The sequence below is a fragment of the Pseudomonas sp. WMBT8 genome (assembly GCF_050916005.1).
In the GTDB taxonomy this organism is placed as follows: Bacteria; Pseudomonadota; Gammaproteobacteria; order Pseudomonadales; family Pseudomonadaceae; genus Aquipseudomonas.
This window is the reverse complement of the sequence record NZ_CP188096.1, coordinates 3312966-3333805: the sequence shown is the minus strand read 5'-3', so window position 1 is coordinate 3333805 and position 20840 is coordinate 3312966. Positions and strand designations below refer to the sequence as shown.

The 20840-nt window shown below is 61.9% G+C and carries 20 protein-coding genes and 1 pseudogene; 6 read left to right on the top strand and 15 right to left on the bottom strand.

Translation table 11 applies throughout. The features are described 5' to 3' along the window. Positions 1–24: 24 nt before the first annotated feature. From nrdD to ACO77H_RS15355, 3 genes are all read left to right on the top strand, one after another. Positions 25–180 (top strand): anaerobic ribonucleoside-triphosphate reductase, encoded by a 156-nt coding sequence (gene nrdD, locus ACO77H_RS15365; protein ID WP_029291331.1) that lies wholly within the window; start codon positions 25–27, stop codon positions 178–180. Beyond that, the gene (locus ACO77H_RS15360; protein ID WP_262376877.1) at positions 177–872 is read left to right on the top strand and encodes an anaerobic ribonucleoside-triphosphate reductase activating protein; all 696 of its coding nucleotides are present in this window, start codon (positions 177–179) and stop codon (positions 870–872) included. The genes nrdD and ACO77H_RS15360 overlap by 4 nt, the downstream gene beginning before the upstream one ends. A 99-nt stretch (positions 873–971) precedes the next feature. Further along, complete coding sequence (locus ACO77H_RS15355) at positions 972–2591, top strand: methyl-accepting chemotaxis protein (protein WP_432754210.1); 1620 nt, start codon at positions 972–974, stop codon at positions 2589–2591. 195 nt (positions 2592–2786) lie between these two features. Here the strand turns inward: ACO77H_RS15355 and ACO77H_RS15350 are convergent, their stop codons facing one another. Genes ACO77H_RS15350 through ACO77H_RS15335 form a run of 4 tightly spaced genes read right to left on the bottom strand, consistent with a single transcriptional unit; the run spans position 2787 to position 5859 of the window. Beyond that, entirely contained in the window at positions 2787–4112 is a 1326-nt protein-coding gene (locus ACO77H_RS15350) for a 4Fe-4S binding protein (RefSeq protein WP_432755759.1), read from the bottom strand. 32 nt (positions 4113–4144) lie between these two features. Beyond that, positions 4145–4987: an FTR1 family iron permease gene (locus ACO77H_RS15345; protein ID WP_432754209.1), complete on the bottom strand. Its 843-nt coding sequence runs from the start codon at positions 4985–4987 to the stop codon at positions 4145–4147. Between the two features lie 17 nt (positions 4988–5004). After that, positions 5005–5328 carry a cupredoxin domain-containing protein gene (locus ACO77H_RS15340; RefSeq protein ID WP_432754208.1) on the bottom strand — a complete coding sequence of 108 codons (324 nt, stop codon included), beginning with the start codon at positions 5326–5328 and terminating at the stop codon, positions 5005–5007. Continuing rightward, positions 5329–5859: an iron transporter gene (locus ACO77H_RS15335; RefSeq protein ID WP_169953220.1), complete on the bottom strand. Its 531-nt coding sequence runs from the start codon at positions 5857–5859 to the stop codon at positions 5329–5331. Positions 5860–6035: 176 nt separating this feature from the next. Between ACO77H_RS15335 and ACO77H_RS15330 the strand changes: the two genes are divergently transcribed. Continuing rightward, positions 6036–6245, top strand: a complete 210-nt coding sequence (locus ACO77H_RS15330) for a DUF3079 domain-containing protein (RefSeq protein WP_170057243.1) — start codon at positions 6036–6038, stop codon at positions 6243–6245. Positions 6246–6488: 243 nt separating this feature from the next. On the opposite strand, the gene ACO77H_RS15325 is transcribed toward ACO77H_RS15330, so the two are convergent. Both ACO77H_RS15325 and ACO77H_RS15320 read right to left on the bottom strand, forming a co-directional pair. Beyond that, positions 6489–7373: an alpha/beta hydrolase gene (locus ACO77H_RS15325; RefSeq protein ID WP_169953225.1), complete on the bottom strand. Its 885-nt coding sequence runs from the start codon at positions 7371–7373 to the stop codon at positions 6489–6491. A 74-nt stretch (positions 7374–7447) separates the two neighbouring features. Further along, complete coding sequence (locus ACO77H_RS15320; RefSeq protein ID WP_169953227.1) at positions 7448–8617, bottom strand: GGDEF domain-containing protein; 1170 nt, start codon at positions 8615–8617, stop codon at positions 7448–7450. Between the two features lie 186 nt (positions 8618–8803). Between ACO77H_RS15320 and ACO77H_RS15315 the strand changes: the two genes are divergently transcribed. Together ACO77H_RS15315 and ACO77H_RS15310 are read left to right on the top strand one after the other, a co-directional pair. Further along, positions 8804–9400: an NUDIX domain-containing protein gene (locus ACO77H_RS15315; RefSeq protein WP_169953230.1), complete on the top strand. Its 597-nt coding sequence runs from the start codon at positions 8804–8806 to the stop codon at positions 9398–9400. A 105-nt stretch (positions 9401–9505) separates the two neighbouring features. Next, positions 9506–10093 carry a LysE family translocator gene (locus ACO77H_RS15310; RefSeq protein WP_432754207.1) on the top strand — a complete coding sequence of 196 codons (588 nt, stop codon included), beginning with the start codon at positions 9506–9508 and terminating at the stop codon, positions 10091–10093. Between the two features lies 1 nt (position 10094). Here ACO77H_RS15310 and ACO77H_RS15305 read toward each other — a convergent pair whose 3' ends face one another. The 9 genes and pseudogenes from ACO77H_RS15305 to ACO77H_RS15265 all read right to left on the bottom strand — a co-directional run bounded on the left by ACO77H_RS15305 (position 10095) and on the right by ACO77H_RS15265 (position 20840). Further along, positions 10095–10916 carry an AraC family transcriptional regulator gene (locus ACO77H_RS15305; RefSeq protein WP_169953235.1) on the bottom strand — a complete coding sequence of 274 codons (822 nt, stop codon included), beginning with the start codon at positions 10914–10916 and terminating at the stop codon, positions 10095–10097. A 176-nt stretch (positions 10917–11092) separates the two neighbouring features. Beyond that, positions 11093–13561: a TonB-dependent siderophore receptor gene (locus ACO77H_RS15300; protein WP_170041301.1), complete on the bottom strand. Its 2469-nt coding sequence runs from the start codon at positions 13559–13561 to the stop codon at positions 11093–11095. A gap of 133 nt (positions 13562–13694) precedes the next feature. Then, entirely contained in the window at positions 13695–14663 is a 969-nt protein-coding gene (locus ACO77H_RS15295; protein ID WP_432754206.1) for a FecR domain-containing protein, read from the bottom strand. After that, entirely contained in the window at positions 14660–15190 is a 531-nt protein-coding gene (locus ACO77H_RS15290) for a sigma-70 family RNA polymerase sigma factor (RefSeq protein WP_169953240.1), read from the bottom strand. Before ACO77H_RS15290 ends, ACO77H_RS15295 begins: the two co-directional genes overlap by 4 nt. Before the next feature lie 204 nt (positions 15191–15394). Then, positions 15395–16013: pseudogene (locus ACO77H_RS15285) on the bottom strand (DNA adenine methylase); the annotation flags it as partial. Between the two features lie 103 nt (positions 16014–16116). Next, a complete protein-coding gene (locus ACO77H_RS15280; RefSeq protein ID WP_432754205.1) occupies positions 16117–16506 on the bottom strand; it encodes a hypothetical protein in 390 nt (129 codons plus the stop codon). A gap of 627 nt (positions 16507–17133) precedes the next feature. Next, positions 17134–18744 carry an ABC transporter ATP-binding protein gene (locus tag ACO77H_RS15275; RefSeq protein WP_432754204.1) on the bottom strand — a complete coding sequence of 537 codons (1611 nt, stop codon included), beginning with the start codon at positions 18742–18744 and terminating at the stop codon, positions 17134–17136. Between the two features lies 1 nt (position 18745). Next, the gene (locus ACO77H_RS15270) at positions 18746–19765 is read right to left on the bottom strand and encodes an ABC transporter permease (protein ID WP_029291368.1); all 1020 of its coding nucleotides are present in this window, start codon (positions 19763–19765) and stop codon (positions 18746–18748) included. Position 19766: 1 nt separating this feature from the next. Further along, a complete protein-coding gene (locus ACO77H_RS15265) occupies positions 19767–20840 on the bottom strand; it encodes a microcin C ABC transporter permease YejB (protein ID WP_169953246.1) in 1074 nt (357 codons plus the stop codon).

Here is a 20840-nt window from a genome sequence, read left to right as displayed (position 1 = left end):
ATTCCAACCCCAAGGAGATTCACCATGCAAACCACCCAGCCACAACGCCAACGCTGTGAAGTCTGGACCCGTGTCATGGGTTACCACCGACCGGTTTCGGCCTTTAACCCCGGCAAACAATCGGAGCACCGTGAGCGCGCGCACTTTACCGAAAGTGCCGCTGCGGCCGGGCGCCAATGAGTCGAGCGCTACGGGTCGGGGGCATGGTGCCCCTGACCACCCTCGACTACCCCGGCATGCTCGCCTGCGTGCTGTTTTGCCAGGGTTGTGCCTGGCGCTGTCGGTATTGCCATAACCCGGACCTGATCCCCCCTCGCGGCAGCGATGAGGTGGATTGGCGCCGGGTTTTGCTGTTTCTGCAACGCCGCCAGGACCTGCTGGACGCCGTGGTGTTCAGCGGTGGTGAACCGACCTTGCAGGAAGGCCTGCCGGCTGCCATGGACGAAGTGCGCGAGATGGGTTTTCGTATCGGCCTGCACAGTGCCGGGATCAAGCCCGGTGCCTTCGGCCATGCCCTGGCCCATGCCGACTGGGTTGGCTTCGACGTCAAGGCCCTGGCCGAGGACTGCCAGTTGATCACCCAGGTCAAGGGCAGCGGCGCCGCCAATTGGCGCAGCCTCGACCTGCTGCTGCACAGCGGCGTGGACTATGAATGCCGCACCACCGTGCATTGGCACCTGATCGACCCGCAGCGCCTGTTGCAGCTGGCCCAGCGTTTGCAGGAACGGGGAGTCAAGCGCTTCGCCGTACAGTTGGTGCGCACCGCGCGCATGCTCGATGAGCAACTGCCGAGCGTTTCGGCACAGGCCTTGCTGCCTGAACTATGGGAGAAAATGCGGGCATTGTTCCCGGCATTTGTTTTACGGGGCTGATCCCTTCGCGGAGCCCTTTCAAGCGTGGCGATTGAACTCCCACCGGATTATCAAAGATGCTGCCCCTCGTGGGCAGGTATTCATCAGGGAGCTTATGACATGACTCGATTAACCACCGCCCGCCGCATCGCGATCGGCTTTGCCATCGCACCCTTGGCCCTGGCTGGCATGGCGTTCTATGCCTTGCACGACCTGGGCACCCTTAAGGAGCAATCGGAACTGATCGTGCAGCAGGACTGGCCGAAAATCGCCCCGATCATGGTGATTGCCACCGGTGTGCGCGACAACGGCCGCAACACTCGTGACTTGCTGATCGACCAGGACAACCAGGCCGCGCAACAGGCCATTGCCACCACCCGGCAACGCATCACCGATGCCTTCACCCAGTTGGAGCCATTGTTCAACACGCCGATGGGCCAGGCGGCTTATGCCGATCTGAAACAGCGCCGCGAAGCTTATGTCGGCGCCTTTACCCAGGTGCAGGCGCTGATCCGCCAGGGCGCCCATGCCGAGGGTGTGGCGCAGCTCAAGCAGAACGTACAACCTGCCGAGCAGGCCGTCTTCAAGAGCCTGGAGGCGATGATGGCCCTGCAGGGGCGGATCTTTACCGAGCGCGAACACGCGGCGCAGACCCTGTACAGCGAGGCACGGCGCAACATGCTCGGGCTGTTCCTGCTGTGCGTGGCTCTGGTGGTGGCGGCAGCGGTGATTGTCACCCGCAGCGTGACCCGGCCCCTGGGCGGTGAGCCCGACGAGGCCGCCCGTGTGTTGAGCCAGATTGCCCAGGGCGACCTGACCACCCCGGTACCAACGGCAGGCAGCGCTGACGGCAGCGTGATGAAAAACATGCAGCAGATGCAGCACAACCTCAACGAAATGGTGCGCCAGATCGCCGCGTCAGTGGATCGTGTGGCCAGCTCTTCCGAGGAATTGAGCGCGGTCAGCAGCCAGACCAGCAGCAGTTTGCAGTTGCAAGGCATGGAGATCGAACAGGCCGCCACGGCGGTCAACGAGATGACGGCGGCGGTCGATGAAGTGGCGCGCAATGCAGTGAGCACCAGTGAAGCCTCGCGCTTGTCGGCGCAGACCGCCCAGTTGGGGCGCGATCAGGTGCAGGAAACGGTCGCCTCGATCAACACCCTGGCCGACGGCGTCAGTGGCACCTCGGTGCGGATCCAGCAGCTGGCCGGGCGGGTGCAGGACATCAGTGGCGTGCTGGAAGTAATCCGCAGCATTGCCGACCAGACCAACCTGCTGGCGCTCAACGCGGCCATCGAAGCGGCACGGGCCGGGGACGCCGGGCGCGGGTTTGCGGTGGTGGCCGATGAGGTGCGGGCCCTGGCCCATCGCACCCAGGCCTCGACCCAGGAGATCGAGCAGATGATCGGCAATATCCGCCAAGACACCGAACAGGCCGTGACCGCGATGCAGGGCAGCAGTGACCTGGTACGGGCCACCTTGGGCGTGGCACAGCGTTCGGGCGAAGCCCTGGAAGCGATTACCCAGTCGATCTCGCAGATCAACGAACGCAACCTGATGATCGCCAGCGCCACTGAAGAGCAGGCACTGGTGGCGCGGGAGGTGGATCGCAACCTGGTGGGCATTCGCAACCTGTCCGAGCAGGTGTTACTGGGGGCCCGGCATACCGATACGGCGGGGCATGAATTGGCACAGATGGCCAGCGAGTTGCACCTGACGGTCGCCAGGTTCCGCGTTTAGCGCGGGGCCATCTAATGTCGTTCAGTTAAGCGCAGATCCCCTGTGGGAGCGGGCTTGCTCGCGAAAGCAGTGGGTCAGTCAACATCAATGGATGCTGGGCCGACGTCTTCGCGGCGATGCGGCGATCCGACAAGCCCGCTCCCACATTTGATCTTCGCTGCTTTGAGCATCGCGTTCGCTTAATTGAACGGTGTTCTACAGGCTCCAGCCCCAGAACTGTAGCCACCAGCCATACGCCACCAGCCCATTACCCAGTAGCAGGCAAGCCGAGGCCGCGCAGCGTCGCGCCAAGGGTGTGTCGGCCAACTGTTGCCACGCCAGCCACACACACCAAGCGACAGCCCCGGCCAGCAATGCGCCGCGCGCCGGTTGCACCCATTCCAGTAACAACCCTTCATAACGCAACAACTTCACCGTGGTTGCCGACAGCCCGAGGAACAGCCCCGCACCGCCAAGGGGCGTCACGGTCAGCGCCAGGGCCCAATACCGTGCACGGTCCCCACTCAAGCCTGCGGCCAGGCGCACCAGCCCCATCAATGCGCCGCCGATCAACAGGCTGCTGGCGCCCAGGTACACGACGATGCAAAAGCCATCCAGCCAACTGAAGCTGTCGTTGGCCTGGGGATAATGAGTCAACAACCACCAGGGCGCGCTGTCCTGCAACGGCCATAGCCAATCGTGTTCCACCAGCCACTGTGCGACGAACTGTTTGAACGTGATGAACCAAGGGCTGACGGTCCACTGGAAGGCGCCCATCGCCAGGCCGATCACTCCAAATAGCAACAAGCGCGTATCCCAGGGCTGCGCGGGTTTGCGCGGGGCCTGGAGGATTTCGCTGTTGCATGAACGGGCAATCAACTGCACCGCGCCGCGTTGCCCGCTACAGCGCCCGCACGCGTGGCAATCGCTGGCGCCTTGCAGGCGGCGGATGTCCAGCAGCGGCGCGCAGTTGGGCAAGGGCAGGCGCGGGCCGTCGTTGGCTTTCCAGCGTTGCTCGTCGACCTGGAAGTGCACCGGCGCCAGGCGCGCGAGCAGGGCGAAAACACCGCTGACCGGGCACAGGTAGCGGCACCACACCCGTTTGCCGCGCACAAACAGCAGGCCCACCAGCACTGCGGCCACCGTTGAGCCGCCGAGGATCAGCAAGGCGGCCTGGGCGTAGTCGTACACACTGATCAACTGGCCGTAGAGGGTGGTCAGGCAGAAACCCACGGTGGGCCAGCCGTCCCAGCGGATCCAGGTGGGGATACCCAGGCCGCGCCCATGGCGGCTGGCCCATTCGCTCAAGGAGCCTTCGGGGCAGAGCACGCCGCACCACACACGGCCAAACAGCACGATGGACAGCACCACGAACGGCCACCACACACCCCAGAACAGGAACTGTGCCAGTAGGGTCAGGTTGTCCAGCAGGCGCGCCTGGCTGCTGGGCAGCGCGAGCAACGCGGGCACGACCAGCAGTCCCGCGTAGAACAGCACCACCGCCCATTGCACACCGCGAATCAACCGCCCATGGCGGCGCATGCCATCCCCCAGGCGTTGCAGCCAGGGGCTGTTCACAACGGCGCTCGTCGGGCGCGATACAGCCCTTGGCCGACCAGCAGCCAATAACCTGCCAGCACCAGCAGGGTGACTGCGCTGGGCGTCGCGCGGTACCCGGCAAAGCCGGCGAGCACTGCGCCCAGGCCGTGGCTGTCACTGAGCAGGGCAGTGCTGTCCCACCAGGCTTCGCCCACCAGGGTGTAGACCCAATCGGGCATGTCCATGGCCAACAGCTGCCCGCCAATACGTTCCACGGCGGCCACCAGCAGGGCCGCCGCCAACAGCAGCAACAGCACCTCGCTGAGAGCAAAAAACCGCGACCAGGAGATCAGCCGCCGCGTGCTGCGCAGCAGCATCACCGTCAGCCCGGCCAACACCAGGCCCAGCACGCCGCCAACGGCGAACAGGCCCAGTGCCGGGCCGTGTAGCTGGGCACCGGCACCGTACAGGAACACCACGCTTTCGCTGCCTTCGCGGCTGACCGCCAACAACGCCAGCAACAACAACCCCAGGCCGTCCTGGCGCGCCGCGCGCTGGTCGGCGTCGCGCAGCAGGGTATGGCGCAGGTTTGGCCCGTGGCGGTGCATCCAGAACACCATCTGTACCATCAACAGGCTTGCCAGCAAGGTCATGCCGGCCTGGAACCATTCGCCGCTGGGGCCGCTCATGGCTTCGCCGGCCCACAGCATCAAGCCGGCCAACCCGGCGGAACACAGCAGGCCCAGCGCCACGCCGGCCCACAGGAAGCGCCCCAGGCGCGAGCCCTCGGGCTGTTGGCTGATCCAGGCCTGGAGAATGCCGATCACCAGCAACGCCTCGACGCTTTCGCGCCAGACGATAAACATCGATTGATTCATCAAATGCTCCCGGGCCGTTATTCGGCAAGGATGCTGCCCTCGGGCAGCTGTGAGTTGAATTCGTCGAAAAACGGATAGGTGCCGGGCTTGAGCGGGTGGATCACGACAAAGGTGGTCACCCCCGGCGACAGCACTTTTTCCACGCGCAGCGGCGTGCTCTCGAACTCGGCCGGGCCCTGGCCGATATTCTTCAGCACGATCTTGAAGCGCTGGCCGGCCGCCACCTTGAGTTGCGCCGGGTTGAAGTGGCCGTCTTGCAGGGTTAATTCATAGGTGGGCAAGGGCGCCGCCAGAGCCGTGCCACAGGCCAGCAGCGCGCACAGGGCGAGGGGATTGCGCATTCAGTAACCGCCTTTCTTGCCGATCCCCGCATAGACGAATTCGTAATGCACTTCGCAGCGCTCGAACCAAGGGGCTACGCCGGTTTCCTTGTCGGTATGCCGCCCCAGTGAGCCATGACCGCTGGGCGGCATCACCGTGAAGGTCAGTTGGTATTTGCCAGGGCCGAGCAGTTTGACGTTGTCGCCGTAGTGCGGCCCGTCGTTGGCCACCATGGCGTGGAATTCACCGATGATCGGGCTGGCACCGCCTTGTTTCTGCAGGCGGAACGTTACGTTCAGGTAGGGTACGAAACTGCCTTCCTGGAAGCCCTGCTGGTTGTCGGCGGTGGCGCGGATGTCGGCCTCCAGGTGCACATCCGAATCGGCAGTGGCGCGCATCATGCCCGGTGGCGCCATTTCGATTGGTTGCAGATAGACCGCGCCGACTTCCAGGCCGGGACACATTTGTGGTTCGCCGATCGGGTATTCCTTGGCGACGGCCGCGCCAGTCGACAGCAGCAGGGCCAGTGACAGCGTGAAGGGGATGCGCATGGGTGTTTCCTGACAGGGCAAATGAGAAGCCGAGTCTAGAAAGCTTTGCTGTAAATAATAATGATTCCCGTCAAGTTTCCAGGTCTGTGGCCACAACCATTCTTGACGTTGGTCAAAGCTGTGGGCAGGCGCTGGCCGTAGGATCAAATTACCGCCCACCGCTGTGGAGCCTACTCATGGCCAAGCCGTTCCCGCTCAACCCCAAACACCCCGAGCGTATCTGCTGGGGCTGCGACCGTTATTGCGCGACCACTGCGCTGGCCTGCGGCAACGGCGCCGACCGCACCATGCATCCGGCCGAGATGATCGGTGAGGACTGGTACCTGCATGGCGATTGGGGGATTGAGTTGCCGATTGCCACGGATAAGGTGCCGCAGGCCAACTGACCGCGAAGGGGGCAATGTGCGGCGCCGTTGCCGGGTACGCAGGTGGTGGCGGATAAAAAACGGTTAAATGCAAAAAGAGTTGTCCACGAAAACCGTGGGTATCTCTGTGGATAACCTTGCGTGGCCCCGGCAGCACTGGCGATTCTAGCTGCGGTCAATATTTGATCAGGATCATTTGCAAGCCTTTTGGCGCGCGGCTTGCGCTTGACACGCATCGTTGAAATCGGTGCCGGATTCGCACTTTTACAGCAAACCCTGCAGTGCCTGGCGATAGCTGCGCCCCCCCAGGCTCAGGCTGTTGTTGTGGCTGGCTCCCGGCACCAGCAGCAAATGCTTGGGCTCTTGGGCGGCATCAAATAATTGCTGGCTGAAACGCGGCGGTACGTAGCGGTCATCGAGGCCGTGTACCACCAGCAAGGGCATGTGGATATCGGCGATTTTGTCGATGGAATCAAACTTCTGCGACAGCAACCAGCGCACCGGCAGCGAGGTGTTGGCCACCGCCGCCGCAACATCGGCCAGGGAGGTAAAGGTGGATTCGATCACCAGCCCACGTACCGGTGGCGGCAGCTGTTGCGCGGCTGCCTGCTGACCCAGTTCGGCCGCGAGGTCGATGGCTACGGCGCCGCCCAGGGAGTGGCCGTAGATCAGGCGCTTGCCCGGGTCCGGTTGCAGCACCTGGAAGCGCTCCCAGGCAATCCGTGCATCCTGGTAAACGCTGGTTTCTGATGGCAGGTCGCCCCGGCTCTGGCCAAAGCCCCGGTAGTCGATGGCCAGCACGGAGTAGCCCTGGGCGTGCAGTTGCTCGATGCGAAACAATTGGCCGGTGAGGTTCCAGCGCACCCCGTGCAGGTAGAGGATCGCCGGCGCGTCTTTTTTCGCCGCCGGCCACCACCAGCCATGCAGGCTCTGCCCGGACTTGAAGCTGGCCGGCTTGAGTTCGAACTCCTGCACATCGCTGGGCAGGCCGCGATACCAACTGGCAGTACCGGGCTCGATACGAAACACCAGTTCCCGCTCCTTGTGTTGCAGCACATTGCACCCCACCGGCAGGCCCAGGATCAGCAGTGCCATGCACAGCAGGGGCAGCCAGCGCAGACGCAGGCGTGAGAGAAAACGTGAGGACATGGCGGTTCCAGGACAGGCGCAAAGCAGGATTTTTACCAGATGCCTTGCCAGTGAAGGGATTATTCAGACAGCCGTCAGGGAGCGATTGCTTGCAAAGTGTTGCAGGCGGTCTGCACGCGGTTGCGTCCCTGGTCCTTGGCGCGGTACAGCGCCTGGTCTGCCTGGGACAACAGCCGCGACAGATCGTGGCAGCCCGCAGTGGTGGTCACCACCCCGATACTCACACTGAGGAACCCCGGCGCCAGCAGGTCCAGTTCGGCAAACCGCTGGCGAATGCGTTCGGCGACCTGCACGGCGCCTTGCTCATCGGTATCGGCCAGCAGGCAGGCAAACTCTTCGCCGCCGATGCGCGCGAACAGATCGTGCTTGCGCAGGATCGACGAGGTCAGTTGGCTGAAGGCAATCAACGCCTGGTCGCCCATGGGGTGCCCGAAACTGTCGTTGAGGCGCTTGAAATAGTCGAGGTCGCATAACAGCAAAGTCACCGGCTTGCCGTGTTGCTGGCTGTCGGCCAGAAGTTTTTCGCCATGCAGCATGAAGGCCCGGCGATTGTCGATACCGGTCAGTACGTCGGTGAAGGCGGCGGCCTTGAAGTTGAGCTCGGCGCGCTCCTTGACCATCGCCAGGGTGACGTAGGCGATGCCGATCGCATACAGCATCGATTCGAACAACATGAACGAGAAGAACGGCACGCCTTCGCCCACCAGCGTGTTTTCATTCTTGATCGGCATGCCGGGGTCGATCACTGCGCGCACGCAGTAAAACGTCGTGTGAAACAGCATCAGCCCCACCGCCGGCAGATAGGCCACTTCCAGGTGTCGGCGATGGCGCCACAACTCCAGCGCCGACAGCACGCCATAGCTGGCGGCTACCAGGGAGTACAGGGTCACCCGGCTGGACATCGAGCCATAAAACGGTGGCACCAGGCACATCACCAGCCACAGCGCCGGGCCTGCGAGGATGCCCGGCAGGTGCGGCTTGCCATGGACGAACAGGCGCATGGCGGTCCAGTTCATGGCGGCGCTGAGCAACAGCACCACATTGCCCAGGACCAGCGCGACAAAATCCACGCCCACGCCGCGCACCACGATCAAGGCGGTGCCGAGGGACGCCAGCAACAGCATCACCCCCAAATAGCCCAGGGTGGGCTCGCGCACACGGTGCCAGGCGTGGACAGTGAGCAGGCCCATCAGGCAAAAAACGAAGACCGCGACCATCAAGAGCGTCGGTATGTGCAGCATCATGTCCTTGACCCCGCAAGATGCACTGTCGAGATAACCCCCGGCAGACACACGCCAAAGCGGTCATCCGGTGCAGAAAGGGCGCAATTGTAGCCGGATAACGCGGATCAATGCTGGCCTAAGGACAGCTTGACGCTGAGCGCACGTCCCCGACATGCTGCGCCCCCCCTGCGACCAAAAGGACTTCCCATGGACAACAGCCCCGTACGCATCACCGGCGAAGAGCTGCTCTCGGACAACTGGTACCTGCTGAAAAAGTACAGCTTCGACCTGCGCCGCCGCGATGGCAGCTGGCAAGCCCAGACCCGCGAGGTGTACGACCGTGGCAATGGTGCGACCATCCTCTTGTACAACACCTTGCAGCGCACGGTGTTGCTGATTCGCCAGTTCCGCATGCCGACCTTCGTCAATGGCCACGACGGCTACCTGATCGAAACCGCCGCGGGCCTGCTGGACAACGCCAGCCCTGAGGAGCGTATCCGCCTGGAAGCCGAGGAAGAGACCGGCTACCGCATCGGCCATGTCGAGAAAATCTACTCGGCATTCATGAGCCCGGGTTCGGTGACCGAGCGCATTCATTTCTTTATCGGTGAGTACCAACCCGGCGACCGTGTGGGCGAGGGCGGCGGGCTTGAAGAGGAAGGCGAGGATATCGACGTGCTGGAGCTGGGGTTTGACGAGGCCATCGCCATGGTAACGCGCGGAGAGATTGTCGATGGCAAGACCATCATGCTCCTGCAATACCTGGAGCTGCGGCTGCTCAAGGCGACCCTGACGCTTGCGTAGACGCCGGCTTGCCGGCGCCTACAGGGGCATTTTCTTCAATACGCACTGGCTACAGGAACGTAGCGTACAGGCCTCGTCCCCCTGTCATTACAAAAAGGAAGTGCAATGAGTGTGCTCATGTCCATGGCCGCCTTCGCCCTGGCGACCTCTATCACCCCCGGCCCCGTCAATATCGTCGCCCTTGGCTCGGGTGCGCGCTTTGGTTTTGTCGCCAGCCAGAAGCACGTGGCCGGCGCGGCGCTGGGGTTCACGGTGTTGTTGGTGTTGATCGGCCTGGGCCTGCACGAACTGCTGGTGCGTTGGCCGATCTTGACCCAGGGCATCCAGTGGAGTGGGGTGGTATTCCTGCTGTACATGGCCTACAAGCTGGCGATCGATGACGGCCGGCTGGATGCCCAAGAGGCCGGCGTTGCGCCGTCGATGCTGTATGGCGCGGTCATGCAATGGCTCAACCCCAAGGCCTGGCTGGCGTGCGTGGCGGGCATGGGGCTGTTTGCGGCCGATGGCGAGGCCACGCGGGTCTGGCAACTGGCGGCGGTGTACCTGGTGATTTGCTACCTGTCGGTGGCGTGCTGGTCATATGTGGGCACGTTCTTGCGTCGTTACCTGAGCAATGCCCAGGGCATGCGCCTGTTCAACCGGGCCATGGCACTGTTGCTGGTGCTCAGTGTGGCGTACCTGTTGCTGGGCTGAGTCAGCCGCGATATTGCCCAGGCGTGGCGGCCAGGTGTTGCTTGAACGTGCGCTGGAAGTGCGCCTGGTCGGCAAAGCCTGCGGCCAGTGCCACATCGGCAATCAACTGGCCGTTGCGCAGTTGGTTGCGGGCAAACTGGATCCGCTGGTTGACCAGGAATGCATGGGGTGTCATCCCGTAAGACTGCTTGAACGCACGGATCAGGTACGACGGCGACAGCTGCGCGGCCTGGCAGATCTCGTCGAGTTTCAGCGCCTCGGTGCAATGTTCGCGGATGTACTCGGCGGCGCGTTCGAGCTTGTGATTGACCTCCCGTAGCCGCGTCGCAGCGGGGTTCAGGCGCAGCTGTACCTCAGTGAAAAAACTCACCACGGCACTGTGTTTGTGCAGCTGTTCGGCGTGCTCGTCGGTCAGCACGGCGTACAGCTCAAGCAGGCCGGCAAACAGCAGCGGGTCATCGGTATGGGTGGTGCTGAAGCGGCGAAAGTCCAAGTCGCAGGCAAACCCCAACTGGTGTTGCAGGTCGGTCAGCCAGGGTGTGTCGATATAAAGCATGTGATACGACCAGGGCTGGTCGTCGATGGGATTGCAGGCGTGCACGTCGCCGGGGTTCATCAGCACCACGGTGCCGGTGTGGATTTGGAACGTGTCCGGGCCATGGATATACAGGCTCTGCCCGGCGGTGATCGCACCAATCGAGAAATGATCGTGGGCATGCCGGGTGTAGCAGACCTTGCGCCCGTCATCGATGGTGCGCGCCTCGATAAACGGCAGGCTGGCATCACGCCAGAAGCGCGGGGCGGCCAGGTCGGGCAGCGACATGATGCAATCTCCGAAGATCTTGTAGGAGCCCGATGATTGCACATAAATACAGCGCCGACCTTATGTAGGATCCGGTTTGCCTGCGATGGCGGTGGTTCAGTCGGGGGATTTGGCGACTGCTCTACCGACATCGCGGGCAAGCCAGCTCCTACATTTTTAGGGGGCGTATCCAGGGCTTAGAAGTCCCAGCGCGTCGCCAGTTGCAGGCTGCGCGGCTCGCCGTAGAAGCCGGTACCGAAGTTGCCCAGGCCGGTGTAGTACTTTTTATCCAGGGCATTTTTCACGTTCAAGGTGGCACTCAGGTGCTCGTTGAAGCGATAGCGCGCCATCAGGTCTACCAGGTAGTAGCTGTCCTGGGTGATGCGTGTGTATTGGCCGAAGTTGACCGTGTCATTCGGGTTGGGCTGGAACACATTGCCGAAGAACTCGCTCTGCCAGTTGACCCCGGCACCGAGCGTCACCTTGTCCAGCGCGCCAGGCAGGCGGTAGGTGTTGAACAGGCGCACCACTTGTTGCGGCGTGGTGGTTTGCAGCACCGAGCTGTAGACGTAATCGTCGTTGGCATCGCGGGTGTGCTGGTAGGTGTAGCCGGCCGAGACATTCCAGCCGTCCAGCACTTCGCCGGCCAGTTCCACTTCAAAGCCCTTGGTGGTGGCACCGGCAATCGGGCGATAGATCGAGTCGCTTTCAAATCCCGAGACGTATTGCGCGACATTGTCCTGTTCGATGCGGAACGCGGCGAAGCTGGCATTCAGGCGGCCATCGAAAAAGGCCGCCTTGAGCCCGGCTTCGTAGGTGTCGCCTTCGATTGCGTCGAGCAACTTGCGATCGGCGTCCTTGCTGTTCTGTGGCCGGTAGATCTTGGTGTAGCTGCTGTACACCGACCAGATATCGTTGAGGTCGTAGACCACCCCGGCGTAGGGCGTCACCACCCCGGTTTGCTTGTAGCTGCTGCGGGCGTCGGCGGTCGTTGCAGCGTAGAAGTCGGTGGTGTCGGTGTTGCTGAAATTGCTGACGCGGGTACCCAGGATCACCGACAGGTCATCGGTAGGTTTGAGGCGGGTCGCCAGGTAGGCGCCGGTCTGGCGTTGCACAATATCGTTCTGGCCGCTGCGCGGGATGTCCGGCTTGGCGTATTCGCCACGCCAGTCATAGATGCTGCCGCCCACTGGCGGGTAGATCGAGCCGTAGACCGGCACATCCTGTTTTGAACGGGTCGCCATAAAGCCCATGATCAACTCATGCTCGCGGCCAAACAGGCTGAACGGGCCGTTGAGGTTGACGTCGAGGGTGTTCTGCACCTGGTCGCCCTTGTACTTGCCCATGAACATGTACATGCCTTCGCCGGTAACCTGGTCCGGGTTGCCACCGCTGGCGGAGGCGAGCAGGGTGTCGTGCTGGCTGCGCTTGCGGTCCAGGCTGACTTTGAGCGACCAGTCGTTGGCCAGCTTTTGCTGGACCGAGGCGAAGATCGTCTGGTTCTGGAAGTCGCGGCGGCTCCAGTCGGCAGCCGGGTTGAACGAGCGCGAGAAATTCGTGCGATTGCCATTGCTGAAATACATCGGGAACCCGGTCCAGCTGGCGCCACGGGAGCGGGTGTCCTGCTGGTCGATGCCGAAGGTCAGCAGGGTGTCGGGGGTCAGATCGGCTTCGAGGATGCCGTAGGCAATGTCCTTGGTGTGCTGGTAGTGGTCCAGGTACGACGAGCGATCCTGGTAAACCCCGACAAAGCGCCCGCGCACATTGCCCGACTCGGTCAGCGGCCCGGAGATATCGCCTTCGGTGCGGTAGTTGTCCCAGGAACCCACGGTGCCGGTGACCGAGGCCTTGAAGTCCTTGGTGGGCTTTTTGCGGATCAGGTTGACCGTGGCCGAAGGGTCGCCCGAGCCGCTCATCAGGCCCGATGAGCCCTTGATGATTTCCAGGTGGTCGTACACCGCCATGTCGGTACTGGTGGTGCCGTAGTCATACACACCGTCATAGGTGGAGTTGACGCCGTCGTACTGGAAGTTGGTGATCGGCAGGCCGCGGCTGGAGAACTCCCAGCGCTCGCTGTCGTAGTTCTGCACGCTGACGCCAGGGGCGCGGCGCAGGGTGTCGGCGATGTTGTTGGAACCCTGGTCATCCATCTGCTGGCGGGTGATCACGGTGACCGACTGCGGTGTCTCGCGGATCGACAGCGGCAGGCCGGTGGCCGAGGCCATCGAGCCGGTGGTGTAGGAATGGCTGTCTTCGGTGGTGGCACCCAGGGCCACGCCGGAGATGGTGGTGGCGCCCAGCTCCAGTTCGCCGGTATTGAGCGGCGCCAGTTCCAGCACATAGCCATTGTCGCCCTGGGGCTGGGCCTGCAAACCGCTGCCTTGCAATAACCGCTGCAACCCGGCGGCCGGGGTGTAGCTGCCACTGAGTCCAGGGCTGGTCTTCCCGGCTGCCAGGCTGTTGTGGCCGGCGATAAACACCCCGGACTGCTCGGCAAAGCGATTCAGCACGCTGACCAGCGACCCAGCGCCGATGTTGTAGCTGCGCGTGGTTTGCTGGGTAGACGGCGTTTCCACCGCCTGCACATTGAGCGGGCCCAGGCAGAGCAGGGTCGCGGTGATGGCCAGCGCCAGGGGGCGCAGCGTGAAAGCAGCGGGTTGCGGCATGGAAGGTTCCCTACGGATTCGGCGAATGTGAAAGCGTCTGCTGGGTTAACCGAACGAACGTCGAAAAGGGGAACTGCGGGAGTGAAAAAATGTTGCCCCGATCAATCTTTTGTAGGAAGCGGCAAGCCAGCTCCTACAAGGCGGTGTGTCTGGGGCCTACGTTGACCCACCAAGGCAGCACTCTGTCTACCTGGATCGGCAGCGCCGCCTCCAGCAGCCGCAACGCATGCTCGCTGTCCTTGAGCGGGAAGGAGCCCATCACTGGCAGGTGGGCCACGGCCGGATCACAACCCAGGTGGCCGGGCCGGTAGCGGTTCAGTTCGCCAATCAATTGGCCCAGGGGCAGGTTGTCGGCCAGAAGTACACCCCGGCTCCACGCCTCGCGGGTGGCGGATGCCGCGACCGTACTGCGGATCGTGCGCCGATCGAACACCGCCTGTTGCCCGGTCTCGATAATGCGCACCTGCTGGCTATCGGCGGTGCGCACTTCTACCCGGCCGTCGAAGACATTCAGGTGGGTGCCGTCCTCGCCTTGCAACACACTGAAGCGGGTGCCCAGGGCGCGCAGGCGGCCGTGCTCGGTGTCGACCAGGAACGGGCGCTGGAGGTCCTTGGCGGTGTCGATCAGCACTTCGCCAAAACGCAGTTGCAGCAGGCGCTGCCGGGCGTCGAACCGCACGTCCATGGCGCTCAGGGCGTTGAGCCAGATATGGGTACCGTCGGTGAGCACGGCATCGCGGATCTCGCCGCTGGCCGTGGCGTAGTCGGCGCGCCAGCCGCCGACCACCCGGGGCAGGGCGGTGCTGCGCCAGGTGCCCCAGGTCAATGCTGAACCTGCGCCCAGCACCAGTAGCGTTTTGAGGGTTTGCCGCCGGCTGCTGCGCAGCGCGCGGCCAGCGCCGATGGGTTCGTCGGTCAGGGGCGCGAAGCGTTGGCTGACGCGCTCGACGTAACGCCAGGCGGCCTGGTGCTCGGGGTTCTGCCCCAGCCATATTTGCCAATGCTGTTGCGCCTGGCTGTCGCCTTGCGGGTCTTGCAGGCGCACATACCATTGGGCTGCCTGCTGCAGGCTGGCGTGACTGAGTTTTGCGCTGGAGTTCATTCCACCAGCAACCCGTCGAGTTCGGCTTCCAGCACCGCACAGTGCAACAGCGCCTGGGCCATGTATTTTTTCACCATGCGCTCACAGACCCCCAGTTGCACGGCGATTTGCTTGTAGGTCAGGCCATGCAGTTGCGCCAGCAGGAAGGCGTCGCTGACCTTGCGCGGCAGGCGCGCGAGCATGGCGTCTACTTCGTACAGGGTTTCGACGATGATCGCCCGCTGTTCCGGCGATGGCTGTACCGCTTGCGGGCGCTCGGCGAGGCTTTGCAGCCAGGCCTGTTCCAGTTGACGGCGGCGCCAATGGTCGATGCACAGGCCTCGGGCGATGGTTGCCAGGTAGGAGCGCTCACGCACGGCGTCGGCCTGGTCGGGCGGGCGCTTGAGGACGCGGATAAAGGTGTCTTGCGCCAGGTCGGCGGCATCCCAGCGATTGCTCAGGCGCCGGCGCAACAGGCCGAGCAGCCAGGAGTGGTGGCTGCCGTAGAGCTGACTGAATGGCGTGGGGGAAGTCGACACAATATCCAACCGGCGCTGATGCCATGACGTGAATAGGAATTGGTCGCGATTAAAGCAAAGGCCTGCGGCCAGCGCAAATGATATTGGTTTGCTTTTGCGAAAGAGGTTGCCTGCAGATCTGCACAGATCAAATTGATGCCGAGCGCGAAAAACTCGCGCTTTAATCTGAGATAAATGACTTCAGATTCTTTTTGCACCCATTGCAACAGAATATCAAAACAGGCCGGTAGGCTCGGCCTGAATATCCCAGCTAAAGATCAGAACCTCCTTTGCATCACTCCCCGCACCACCCCCCGACCGTGTACTTGATATCGCTACTCTCCATGTGAAAGCCGGCAAATACCCTGCGAATGTCAGGATGATCATTGAGGCTAATAATGGCCTCATACTGTTCCAGACCGAAAGGAACACCCTAGCCCCGCGTCTGCCAGTACGGAGGGTCGCAGTAGAACAGCGTATGTTCACGGTCATACTTCTTCATTGCCTCCTGCCAGCCAAGATGCGCTGCTGATAGAGTCTCCTCGCTCCGTAGCGAGTTCAGTCCTGGTGACGTGGTAGTCGCCGTACCGTAGGTCTGACCATTAACGCGGCCCCCGAAGGCAGACTGCTGTAGGTAATAGAATCTGGCTGCCCGCTGGATATCAGTCAGCGTTCCCGGTCTGGTTATTTGCAACCACTTAAACACCTGGCGGCTCGACAAAGCCCACTTGAACTGCCTGACAAACTCTTCCAGTTGGTTCTGTACAACTCGGTAAAGGTTGATTAGATCGCCGTTAACGTCATTTAGCACTTCGACGTCTGCCGGTACCGGCCGTAGGAAGAACAGTGCGCTGGCTGGAAGTGATGCGCACAGCCTGGGCCAATGAGTGGCCCAGGGCTTTTAAACGAGTTTAAAAAGTGTTGATGTTTTTTAGAAAACTGCCGGTTAAAAGTGACTAAATTTTCCGTAATGAATTAGGTATAGCGCCTAAAGGTCCATCTGTGATGATAAAGCTCACTCGATCTCCTACCTTAAAATAACTACTGCGCAAGCTAGGCCAGGGTGATATAGAGCCTTCCACAGTGGGCCGTCCTAAATCGGACTTTGTAATAACACTCGGTTCGTCTGGTAAAGGAAATGGATCTATAGCGTCACCATCAAAATCCTCCGGTCCATAGTTGGAACCTATATCGAAAATCACATCTTTTCCTCCTCCATCGGGTTTTACGACCGCAGACTTCGTAGGAGGTTTTTCTGGCTCTCCCCAAACTATAGTTATCTGAGGGTAGTCACCAATTGATGTAATGACGCCAGTGTAATTAGTCGTTGTAATAGGCTTTGCCATGCTCGCTCTCCTTGCCAAAACTGGATTCGTGAGTATTGCCTGCAAAAATGAGGCACTGCAGGAGAGATGACACAACACTAATGGAAAGCCGGCTACTGTCAAAATTGACAGGCCAGGCTGTTATTTTGAGCAAATTCCCTACCATTCGTCTCTTTCAGCGTTGGTCTGGCTGGCCAGCTCGGCGGCAATGCTGCGCATCAGCAGCTCCGGCAGGCGGGGGCTATTGAGTTCGACAGTGATCATTGCAGTCTCCTAGGCGGCCTCTTGTTTGCGTTTGAACATGTCCGCCAACCCGGTACCAGGGGCATGGTTAAAGCCTGGGTCCGTGCGGAACGTGATCGGTTTTCCTGCCGCGTCGGTGGTGCGCACCAGCGTCACCTGGGCGGTTCTGATTTCGCCCGTGCGTTTGTCGGTGCCGGTATCGACGGTTTGGCGGCGGCCTCGTTACGTAGCGTGTTCATTTTCATTGCACTGGCTGCAACTCTATTTCAGAACTCCGCTCACCATGGACCGTTTTATCCCGGAGTGTCCCAGGTTTATCTCGCACCGCCCCTGGTATTTATCTCAGTCCTAAACATCAAGTGTGGGAGGCAGCGGTGGATCCCGCCCCCCCAGCATCAAGCCAGATCAGATACGCGAAGTCGGCACCAGGAACGCGGCCTCCAGCAGCTGCCGGGTATAGGCATGCTGCGGATCGGCGAAGATCGTCTTGGCATCCCCCTGTTCCACCACCTGGCCCTGCTTGACCACCATCAACTGATGGCTCAGGGCTTTGACCACCGCCAGGTCGTGGCTGATGAACAGGTAGGTCAGGTTGTACTTGGCTTGCAGGTTGCGCAGCAGTTCCACCACCTGGCGCTGTACCGTGCGGTCCAGGGCCGAGGTCGGTTCGTCCAGCAGGATCAGGCGCGGCTTGAGTACCAGGGCGCGGGCGATGGCGATGCGTTGGCGTTGACCGCCGGAGAATTCGTGGGGGTAACGGTGGCGGGTCTGCGGGTCCAGCCCCACTTCCTTGAGCGCCGCGATAATCGCCGCTTCCTGTTCGCCAGCGGTGCCGATCTTATGGATGCGCAAGCCTTCGCCGACGATCTCGCTGACGCACATGCGTGGGCTCAGGCTGCCAAACGGGTCCTGGAACACCACCTGCATTTCCCGGCGCAATGGCCGTACCTGTTGTTGGGTCAGTTGGTCCAGTTGCTGGCCTTCAAAACGGATCCCGCCCTTGCTGCCGATCAGCCGCAGGATCGCCAGGCCGAGGGTGGATTTGCCCGAGCCGCTTTCACCGACAATGCCCAGGGTCTGGCCCTGGGGCAGGCTGAAGTGGATACCATCCACGGCCTTGACGTAGTCGACGGTGTTGCGCAAAAAGCCTTTTTTGATCGGGAACCAGACCTTGAGGTCGTCGACTTCCAGCAGCGGCGGGCCAATCGCATTGGTCGCCGGCCCGCCGCTGGGCTCGGCGGCCAGCAGTTCCTGGGTGTAAGGGTGCTGCGGGGAGCGGAACAGCGCCTCACAGGACGCCTGCTCGACAATGCAACCGCGCTGCATCACACACACGCGGTGGGCAATGCGCCGCACCAGGTTCAAGTCATGGCTGATCAGCAGCAGCGCCATGCCCAGGCGCGCCTGCAACTCCTTGAGCAGTTCGAGGATCTTCAACTGCACGGTCACGTCCAGGGCGGTGGTCGGCTCGTCGGCGATCAGCAGTTCCGGCTCGTTGGCCAGGGCCATGGCGATCATCACCCGCTGGCGCTGACCGCCGGACAATTCGTGGGGCAGGGCCTTGAGGCGCTTGTGCGGTTCGGGGATGCCCACCAGGTCGAGCAGCTCCAGGGTGCGCAGGGTTGCGGCCTTGCCGGTCAGGCCCTTGTGCAGGCCCAGTACTTCGTTGATCTGCTTTTCGATGGAGTGCAGTGGGTTCAGCGAGGTCATCGGCTCCTGGAAGATCATCGCAATGCGGTTGCCGCGAATCTGGCGCAAGGGCTTTTCTTTCAGGGTCAGCAGATCCTGCCCGGCATACTCGATGGTGCCGGATGGATGCCGCGCCAGGGGGTAGGGCAACAGGCGCAGGATCGAGTGGGCGGTCACCGATTTGCCGGAACCGCTTTCGCCGACCAGGGCCAGGGTTTCACCACGGCGAATATCGAAGCTGATGTTTTCCACCACGCGCTGATGCTGCTCGCCGGTGACGAACTCGACGCTGAGGTCGCGGACTTCGATCAGATTTTCCTGATTCATCTCATTTCCTCGGGTCGAAGGCATCGCGAGCGGACTCGCCGATAAACACCAGCAAACTCAACATGATCGCCAGCACCGCAAAGGCGCTGATGCCCAGCCATGGCGCCTGCAGGTTGGATTTGCCCTGGGCCACCAACTCGCCCAGGGATGGCGAGCCGGCGGGCAGGCCGAAGCCCAGGAAGTCCAGGGCAGTCAGGGTGCCAATCGCGCCGGTGAGGATGAAAGGCATGAAGGTCATGGTCGAGACCATGGCGTTGGGCAGGATATGGCGGAACATGATCGCGCCGTTCTGCATGCCCAGGGCCCGGGCCGCGCGCACGTATTCCAGGTTGCGCCCGCGCAGGAACTCGGCGCGCACCACGTCCACCAGGCTCATCCAGGAAAACAGCAGCATGATCCCCAGCAACCACCAGAAGTTCGGCTGCACGAAGCTGGCAAGGATGATCAGCAGGTAAAGCACCGGCAGCCCGGACCAGATTTCCAGGAAGCGCTGGCCGGCCAGGTCGACCCAGCCGCCATAGAACCCCTGCAAGGCCCCGGCCGCCACGCCGATGATCGAACTCAATACCGTGAGGGTCAGGGCAAACAGCACCGAGACCCGAAAGCCATAGATCACCCGTGCGAGCACGTCGCGGCCCTGGTCGTCGGTGCCCAGCAGGTTGTCGGCCGACGGCGGGGCCGGGGCCGGGACTTTCAGGTCGTAATTGATGCTCTGGTAGCTGTAGGGGATCGGCGCCCAGAGCGTCCAGGCATCCTTGGCCTTGAGCAGTTCGCGGATGTACGGGCTTTTGTAGTTGGCTTCCAGGGGGAATTCGCCGCCGAAGGTGGTTTCTGGGTAGCGCTTGAGCGCCGGGAAGTACCAGTCGCCGTCGTAATGCACGGCCAGCGGCTTGTCGTTGGCGATCAACTCGGCCCCCAGGCTCAGGCCAAACAGGATCAGGAACAGCCACAGCGACCACCAGCCGCGTTTGTTGGCCTTGAAGCGTTCGAAGCGGCGGCGATTGAGGGGGGATAGATTCATCTCAATGCTCCCGGCTTTCGAAGTCGATGCGTGGGTCGACCAGGGTGTAGGTCAAATCGCCAATCAGTTTCACCACCAGGCCCAGCAGGGTGAAGATAAACAGGGTGCCGAACACCACCGGGTAATCGCGATTGATCGCCGCTTCAAAACTCATCAGGCCCAGGCCGTCGAGGGAGAAAATCACCTCCACCAGCAGCGAGCCGGTAAAGAAGATGCCGATAAAGGCCGAAGGGAACCCGGCGATCACCAGCAGCATGGCGTTGCGGAACACGTGGCCGTAGAGCACGCGGTGATTGGTCAGGCCCTTGGCCTTGGCGGTGATTACGTACTGTTTGTTGATTTCGTCGAGAAAGCTGTTCTTGGTCAGCAGGGTCATGGTGGCGAAGTTACCGATCACCAGAGCCGTGACCGGTAGCGCCAGGTGCCAGAAGTAGTCGAGGATCTTGGCGCCCCAGCTCAGCTCCTCGAAGTTGTTGGACGTCAGCCCGCGTAGCGGAAACCAGTCGAAATAGCTGCCACCGGCAAACACCACGATCAACAGGATGGCAAACAGGAACGCCGGGATCGCATAGCCGACGATGATTGCCGAACTGGTCCATACGTCAAAATGGCTGCCATGGCGGGTGGCCTTGGCGATCCCCAGGGGGATCGACACCAGGTACATGATCAGAGTGCTCCACAGCCCGAGGGAGATGGACACCGGCATCTTCTCCTTGATCAGGTCGATGACCTTGGCATCGCGAAAGAAGCTGTCGCCAAAATCCAGCTGGGCGTAGTTCTTGACCATGATCCACAAGCGTTCCGGCGCCGACTTGTCGAAGCCGTACATCTTTTCGATTTCCTTGATCAGCGTCGGGTCCAGGCCCTGGGCCCCCCGGTAGCTGGAGCCGGCCACCGACACTTCGGCACCGCCACCGGCGATGCGGCTGGTGGCGCCTTCAAAGCCTTCGAGCTTGGCGATCATTTGCTCCACCGGGCCGCCGGGCGCGGCCTGGATGATGACAAAGTTGATCAGCAAAATGCCGAACAGCGTCGGGATGATCAGTAGCAACCTGCGAAAAATATAAGCCAGCAT